The sequence below is a fragment of the Pseudomonas sp. PS02303 genome, from assembly GCF_029959925.1.
Taxonomy (GTDB): Bacteria; Pseudomonadota; Gammaproteobacteria; order Pseudomonadales; family Pseudomonadaceae; genus Aquipseudomonas; species Aquipseudomonas mandelii.
Genome location: NZ_JASCOM010000585.1, coordinates 1 through 269, shown reverse-complemented (window position 1 = coordinate 269; position 269 = coordinate 1). Strand labels below are relative to the sequence as shown.

Sequence of the window (269 nt, the reverse complement as noted above, 5' to 3'; positions counted from 1 at the left end):
CAACGTGCTGCCGAGTGGTGTGACGATCGATTGCGGGAAGCCTGCGGACACGCCGCCGACCACCACGTTGATGCCACCGACGCTGAGGGTTTGCACACCGTCGAGCGCGGTGATGGTGAAGGTGCCGCTCTGTGTCAGCGCGGGCGCGTCGGGGCTGCTGCCGTCGCTGAGGTTCTTCTCGTAGACGACGAGTTCGCCGCCTTCGACGTTGAGGCCGCCGATCGTGACCGGGTCATCGTTGTTTTGGATTTGCAGCACCAGGTTGGCGG

At 64.7% G+C, this 269-nt stretch carries 1 protein-coding gene; it reads right to left on the bottom strand.

From position 1 onward, the window contains the following. On the bottom strand, window positions 1-269 hold a 269-nt coding region (locus QMX98_RS35165; RefSeq protein WP_282412110.1), incomplete at both ends, for a hypothetical protein.